This window comes from Chroococcidiopsis sp. CCALA 051 (assembly GCF_003015105.1).
Lineage (GTDB): Bacteria > Cyanobacteriota > Cyanobacteriia > Cyanobacteriales > Chroococcidiopsidaceae > Chroococcidiopsis > Chroococcidiopsis thermalis.
In genome coordinates this window covers 43,795-49,968 of sequence record NZ_PYCI01000037.1, presented here as the reverse complement: position 1 = coordinate 49,968, position 6,174 = coordinate 43,795, and the positions used below count along the sequence as shown (strand labels likewise).

Genomic DNA, 6,174 nt, shown 5'->3' with positions numbered 1-6,174 from the left:
GGTGTGAAACGCGACTGCGGCGACGATACTCTGGGGGTCGCCCCACGGGACAATAGCTCCGCGCCAGGTCGATTTTTCGAGAAAAGCCTCTCTAGGAATAGAGGGGCTTTTGCTATTTATCTATAGATATTTTTTATAACTACTTATATTTTAGAGAGCGCATCAAAACTATACCAATAATCAATCCAATCCCATGCATCCAATAGCTAAGATTAGAAGGATTTATACTGCTATGAATGCTTAAATTACCACAACCATAAAATAGCTGTTGAATAAACCACCAATACAAATAAAAGGATGCTGGTATTTCCAGGGGAATAAATATAATTAGTAAGGGTAATATAGTATCAATTTTAGTTTTAGGAAACTTGTAGAGATAAGCTCCTAAAACTCCAACGGTCGCACCATTCGAGCCAATTAAAGGTAAGTTGAGTGTAGGCTCAACTAAAATCTGCAATCCAAAGGTTAAAACGCCACATAGTAAATAAAAATATAAAAACTTGAGATGTCCTAATAAGTTCTCTAAAGTTTTGCCAAATACTAATAAAAATAGTGAATTACCGATTAAATGGCTGAAACTACTATGCAAGAATAGTCCTTGAACTAGGGACAACTGAAGTAAAAGCCAAGCTATCCAAGCAGCAGGATTCAAGGTAGTAAAAGCTGCTGTCGTGACATAAAATATTTTTGTTGGAGTCACTCCCCAACTATGAATGATATGGCTTAGTTCTCCTGTAACATCGAGTTTCCATTCCCAGATAAATAAAACAATATTTATACCTATTATTAAATAGACAACAACTGGTTGCCTACCGCTAGGAATGCGATTGCTAATTGGAATCATAGGAGTTGGAGAAAAACTCATTCTTTTGTCAGACATCGATTGGGCAGACAGAGGGCAGAATAGACGTAAATACTAGAATAGGAAAAAGGTATCGTCAGCACACATTGCCGAAGTAGAGAAACACGCACTGCGCTCACAGTGACATGGAGAAATGACAGAAAAGTTAGGTAAATTTGTTCGAGTTGAAGAGAATGAGAGCGATCGCGCAGGTCGATCGAAGAATATGATTTAATGGAATTTTTTTCTTTCTCGTTTTTAACTTATAATCTCATCACCGCACGATAGCGAACCTCAATATCTGTCACAGTTTTAGATTGGCGCTGGCTACTCCATTGGCTGCGATGAAATAGTTTTTGTCGTAGTTCGTCAATATCAATAGTTGTTAACTTCCCACCACTCACAATTTGTTTGCCATTTACCCAGACACGATCGACAACCTGAGTTGGACGACCTAATATTAGTAAACCAATCGGATCGGTACGAGGTAGGAGCGATAAATTAGTCAAATTATAAACTACTAGATCGGCTTTTTTTCCTACTGTTAAGGTTCCTATTGTATCTGAAACATTTAGTCCTTTCGCCCCGCCGCAAGATGCCATTTCTACTGCTTGACGGGGTGTAATCCAGTGACGATAATCTGGCTCGGTAACGGTGTGTAGAATTGAACCAATTTTGATTGCTTCTAACAAATCTTGCGAATCATTACTTGCAGAACCATCGCAACCAAAACTCACGTTTATTCCTGCTTGACGGTATTTTAAAATAGGGGCGATCCCGCTACCTAAACGTAGGTTACTTAAGGGATTGTGAACTACAGTTGATTTCGTTTCGGCAAGGATAGCAATGTCGTCGTCATCCAACCATACACAATGGGCTAAAGAAGTGCGATCGCTCAAATAGCCAATTTGTTTTAAGTGTTCTACAGCACTGCAATCGTACTTTTCTCGTGCTAATTTTTGCTGGGCTTTGGTTTCGAGTAAGTGAGAATGACGACAGAGATTGTAGCGATCGCTCAATTCAATACACCCTGTAAATAAAGCATCAGAACATAGTTGAATTCCTGTAGGGGCGACGAGTAGATTAATTCCTTCCTCTGGGCGGTGGAATTGAGTCACAACGTCCTTCATCATTGCCAATATCTCATTTGTAGAACGAAAGAAAGCTTCTTTTTCTACTTCCTTCCCTCCAGTTGGTATTCCCGCAGTCAAAGCTTCATCTTGAATTAGGGGCGCAACGAAAGCCCGAATGCCAATTTCACGATACGCCCTCACCGCCGCTGCTACAGTTTCAATTTCCTTTCCTGGGATCAAAACTAAGTGATCGACAACGCTAGTCCCTCCTGAAAGCAGGGTTTCTACCGCCGTACCCAAAGCACTGAGATAGACTTGTTCGGGATCGAGGGGGGCAAAATCGTACAGTTCGGCAAGCCACAACTCTAAAGGTACGGGAGGAATCATCCCCCGTTGCCACATTTCAGAAGAATGCGTGTGAGCGTTAAAAAAACCAGGTAGGAGTAACTTATTTTTACCATCAATCGCCGTGCCGTTTATAGGTAATTGGGGAGCAATAGCAGCAATGCGATCGTTTTCTATCTGCACGTCTACTGTTGTGTAACCGTCTTCAACCGGAATTAAGGCTTGTTGAATCGTATAACTCACAAACTTATCCTTAAATATCAACAAATATAAAATCTTGTGATTTAGTGTGACACCAATTCTGTAAAAAAGATTTCTACTCAGAGTACAAAGTCACTGAATAATAATCTTGCATATAGAGGCGTGCGATGCATCGATCGAACCGCATCTGGACAAACATTTATGCACGCCGACTCCCGACTCCCAACTCCCCCTCTAATATGAACCACCTAACAACTCTAGGAATACCACCCAACGCCTGGGCAGTCAATGAAGCGATCGCAGATATCACTCGTCCGCCTCTAGACACAAAAATTATTACCCTACTAACTCAAACCAAAACTCTACGCCTCGACTTGGCAAAGTCTGCCATTCTAGTTATAGATATGCAAAATGATTTCTGTCATCCCGATGGCTGGCTGGCACATATTGGCGTGGATGTGACTCCCGCCCGCAGCCCGATTTCACCGCTAAAATCTTTACTGCCAGTTTTGCGGCAAATTGATGTCCCTGTCCTCTGGATCAACTGGGGCAATCGTGCCGATTTAGTTAATATTAGTGCTGGTTCGCGCCACGTTTACAACCCCACAGGTACGGGAGTCGGGTTAGGCGACCCTCTCCCTACCAACGGTGCTAAGGTACTAACGGCTGGAAGTTGGGCGGCGGCGGTAGTAGATGAGTTAGAACAACTTCCTCAAGATATCCGCGTCGATAAGTACCGCATGAGTGGTTTTTGGGATACTCCCTTAGATAGTATTTTGCGTAATTTGGGCAGAACGACGCTATTTTTTGCAGGCGTAAATGTCGATCAATGCGTCATGGCAACATTACAAGATGCTAATTTTTTAGGCTACGACTGCGTGTTAGTCGAAGACTGTACCGCTACCACATCCCCAGAATATTGCTGGCTAGCAACTTTATACAACGTTAAGCAATGCTTTGGTTTTGTCACCGATTCCCAAGCTATCGTGGAAGCAATTGAAGATACAGTGACTAGTGACCAGTGACCAGTTATCAGTTACGTCTCGCCTCTTGCCTATTACCAACTACCAATTACCACGTATGAATACAAATCGTTGTGTAATTCCCGTTGTTAAGTCTCCCCAAGACTACCAAGCCTTTCGGATTAGCCCTCAAGATACCAACAGATTGGCGCTTGTCTTTGACACGGCAACTGCTAACAAGTCACTGACGATGTGTGTAGAAATTTTTGATGTGGATGGTAAGACTCCTCCTAATCGACACCGACGGGCAGTAGAAATGTTTTTTATCCTCAAAGGCGAAGGACGAGCAATGTGTGATGGGAAAACGGTTTCTATCCAAGCCGGAGATAGCATTTTAGTCCCTGCTACGGGAACTCATATCATAGAAAATACTGGTTCGACTCGGTTGTATGCCCTGTGTATCATGGTTCCAAACGAAGACTTTGCCGAACTAATCCGTAGCGGTACGCCTGTAGAGCTGGATGAGGAGGATATTTCCGTGTTGCGTCGCTTACCTGCACCAGTTTTATGTTAGCAGTGCGCCCGAAAAAAACTGTTTCGATGCTGACGCGCAATCGCGTGCGGTTGGATGCAGATGTCTACTATCCTGATGCTGAGGGTGAATTTCCCATATTATTAATGCGTCAACCCTATGGTAGGGCGATCGCGTCTACTGTAGTCTATGCCCATCCAACTTGGTATGCTGCCCGTGGATATATTGTCGTAATCCAAGACGTGCGAGGGCGAGGCACATCAGAGGGAGAATTTAAGTTATTTGTCCATGAAATTGAAGATGGTGAAGATACGGTAAATTGGGCAGCAAATTTACCTGGTAGTAATGGCAAAGTTGGGATGTACGGCTTTTCTTATCAGGGAATGACGCAGTTGTATGCTGCTGCTGCCAAGCCTCCTGCTTTAAAAACAATTTGCCCGGCGATGGTTGCCTATAACCTTTACAGCGACTGGGTATACGAGGGTGGGGCTTTTTGCTTGCAAACGAATTTGGGCTGGGCAATTCAACTCGCTGCCGAATCCGCCAGGATACAGGGTGATGTTGCGGCACATTACACTCTCTACGCTGCGGCTCAAGATATATCTGTCTACGATCGCGTTCCTAGCTTAAACGAGTGCCTGCGTAAATTCGCGCCTAATGCCTTTTATCACGAGTGGTTGGAACATTCTCAAGATGATGACTACTGGCAGGAAATTTCGCCTCAGTGCTACTTGCAACATGTCGATCTACCGATGTTTCATATTGGCGGCTGGTTTGATACTTACCTGCGCGGGACGCTGCGTTTGTACAAAGATATGGCAGAACGGAGTCAATATCGTCAGCAATTGCTCGTGGGACCTTGGGCGCATTTACCTTGGTCGCGCAAAGTCGGTGCAGTTGATTACGGGCTGGAAGCTGTCAGTCCCGTAGATGAGATGCAAGTTCGTTGGTTCGATCTGTTTTTAAAGGGTTTGGATACAGGCTTAGAAGCAGAGTCACCAATTCGTTGGTTTGAGATGGGAGCTAATATGTGGCACACTTTACCCATAATAAGCAAATCAAACCAGAAATCGTATTTTTTGTCAAGCACTGGATTGGCAAGTATTCGGGAAGACTCAGGGATGCTAAGCGAATCTTGTCCCGAATCCTATGCTTCAGATGTCTTCGTTCACGACCCTTGGCGACCCGTGCCAGCGTTGGGAGGTCATGCAGTCGTACCCGCAGGATCGTTTGAGCGATCGCAAATTGACTGTCGTACCGACGTTTTGACTTATACTACTGCACCCTTAGTGACAGATTTGCATTTGGCGGGGGAAGTGATGGCAGAGATTTGGTGCAGTGCCGATACGCCCAGTCATGACTTGTGTGCGGTGGTTTCTGAGGTACACCCGAATGGGAGTGTCTATAACCTGACTCAGGGTTACATTCACGTTCCGTCAGGGCAAGATCGACCTTTAAAAATGTCTCTGCAAGCGACATGTGTGTGTATTAGAAAGGGGAATGCTTTGCGGTTGAGTTTGAGTGCGGCTTGTTTTCCGGCTTATCCGATGAATCCTGGTACGGGTTCGCCTTTGGGTAGCACGCGGTTGATGGATGCTCAAGTTGTGACTTTGAGGGTTGAGTGTGGTGGCGATCGCGCTTCTAGGTTGTTGTTGCCAGTTGTGGATCTTGGTTGAAATGTCACGCCAAGACGCAAAGACGCAAAGTCAGGGCGCAAAAGGTATTTTGGTTGTGATGCAAGGTTGTTAAAACCAAAGTCGTGTTTTTTGCATTTCTATTGTTACTTCTGGTTCAATATCCGTACTCCCAAGGTAGCGGGTTGGGGGAGAGATGGGGCGATTTTTTGCATTGGTTGATAGCCATGATGCTGCTACTAAACAGATGTGGACAATTGAGTAAGTAATGATGAGTTCCATGTTTCGTTTAGTCAGAGTGGTAGTAGCGTTGCTCGATCCAAATTCGCATTTCTGCCTCGGAACTGAGACTAGTAGATTTACGGGTTTTTGGATCGAATGCTTGCCAGTAAGCGTTACCATTACGGTCTTTTTTGCGCCAAACTTGTAATTCATGACTGCGAGTTAAAGCCTGAATTAATTTTTCAATAACTGCCTTAAAACTTTCAGAGAGCAACAAAGATATTTTAGTTTTTCGCGTAGGTAAAGCCGGGGTTTTCATCATAGTAAACCTTGTAATTGTATCTATTTGCAGCCAATTTCACAG

At 44.1% G+C, this 6,174-nt stretch carries 6 protein-coding genes; 3 read left to right on the top strand and 3 right to left on the bottom strand.

The window, feature by feature from the left end; all coding sequences use genetic code 11:
- Positions 1 to 139 precede the first annotated feature (139 nt).
- Both C7Y66_RS11530 and C7Y66_RS11525 read right to left on the bottom strand, forming a co-directional pair.
- Positions 140 to 844 (bottom strand): rhomboid family intramembrane serine protease, encoded by a 705-nt coding sequence (locus C7Y66_RS11530; RefSeq protein ID WP_106545689.1) that lies wholly within the window; start codon positions 842 to 844, stop codon positions 140 to 142.
- 260 nt (positions 845 to 1,104) lie between these two features.
- Complete coding sequence (locus tag C7Y66_RS11525; protein WP_106545685.1) at positions 1,105 to 2,502, bottom strand: amidohydrolase; 1,398 nt, start codon at positions 2,500 to 2,502, stop codon at positions 1,105 to 1,107.
- 197 nt (positions 2,503 to 2,699) lie between these two features.
- On the opposite strand from C7Y66_RS11525, the gene C7Y66_RS11520 reads away from it, so the two are divergent.
- From C7Y66_RS11520 to C7Y66_RS11510, 3 genes are read left to right on the top strand one after another with little or no spacing between them, the layout of a single operon-like run.
- On the top strand, positions 2,700 to 3,485 hold the full coding sequence (locus tag C7Y66_RS11520; protein ID WP_106545684.1) for a cysteine hydrolase family protein: 786 nt from the start codon (positions 2,700 to 2,702) through the stop codon (positions 3,483 to 3,485).
- A gap of 55 nt (positions 3,486 to 3,540) precedes the next feature.
- A complete protein-coding gene (locus tag C7Y66_RS11515; protein WP_039713097.1) occupies positions 3,541 to 3,996 on the top strand; it encodes a cupin domain-containing protein in 456 nt (151 codons plus the stop codon).
- The gene (locus C7Y66_RS11510; protein ID WP_106545683.1) at positions 3,990 to 5,630 is read left to right on the top strand and encodes a CocE/NonD family hydrolase; all 1,641 of its coding nucleotides are present in this window, start codon (positions 3,990 to 3,992) and stop codon (positions 5,628 to 5,630) included. The genes C7Y66_RS11515 and C7Y66_RS11510 overlap by 7 nt, the downstream gene beginning before the upstream one ends.
- Before the next feature lie 247 nt (positions 5,631 to 5,877).
- On the opposite strand, the gene C7Y66_RS11505 is transcribed toward C7Y66_RS11510, so the two are convergent.
- Positions 5,878 to 6,132, bottom strand: coding sequence for a hypothetical protein (locus C7Y66_RS11505; RefSeq protein WP_106545682.1), 255 nt, complete (start codon positions 6,130 to 6,132; stop codon positions 5,878 to 5,880).
- Positions 6,133 to 6,174 lie beyond the last annotated feature (42 nt).

What these genes read in the sequence shown, in the direction of transcription:
- C7Y66_RS11530 (WP_106545689.1), bottom strand. Translation starts at nt 844, where the DNA reads ATGATTCCAATTAGCAATCGCATTCCTAGCGGTAGGCAACCAGTTGTT.
- C7Y66_RS11520 (WP_106545684.1), top strand. Translation starts at nt 2,700, where the DNA reads ATGAACCACCTAACAACTCTAGGAATACCACCCAACGCCTGGGCAGTC.
- C7Y66_RS11515 (WP_039713097.1), top strand. Translation starts at nt 3,541, where the DNA reads ATGAATACAAATCGTTGTGTAATTCCCGTTGTTAAGTCTCCCCAAGAC.
- C7Y66_RS11510 (WP_106545683.1), top strand. Translation starts at nt 3,990, where the DNA reads ATGTTAGCAGTGCGCCCGAAAAAAACTGTTTCGATGCTGACGCGCAAT.
- C7Y66_RS11505 (WP_106545682.1), bottom strand. Translation starts at nt 6,132, where the DNA reads ATGATGAAAACCCCGGCTTTACCTACGCGAAAAACTAAAATATCTTTG.